1 pseudogene is annotated in these 266 nt (G+C 41.0%); it reads right to left on the reverse strand.

The features are described from left to right. A pseudogene (locus SB773_RS32315) lies at window positions 1-266 on the reverse strand (sensor histidine kinase); the annotation flags it as partial.

A 266-nucleotide genomic window follows, 5' to 3' on the forward strand; every position in this document is an offset into this window, starting at 1 on the left:
GGATAACGTGCGTGATTTTTAACAGTTCGTCGAAATACAAAAGTAGGGTAGTCGTAGCACAAAAAAAGGTAGCATACGCTAAGGAACGTCGACCATCAATATGAAATCCGATAAAAACAGCGAGCGGAAGTATCATACCGTAGCCATCTCCACCCGACCAAAGACCTTTTGCAATAGATAAAGAGCCGAGAAGGACTGTTACTAGCTCAAATTGGTAAGGCTTCCATTTCCTTTTCGACATCCAAAAGACGACAATATATAAAAAG

This window comes from Bacillus sp. SIMBA_074 (assembly GCF_046534555.1).
Taxonomy (GTDB): domain Bacteria; phylum Bacillota; class Bacilli; order Bacillales; family Bacillaceae_G; genus Bacillus_A; species Bacillus_A mycoides.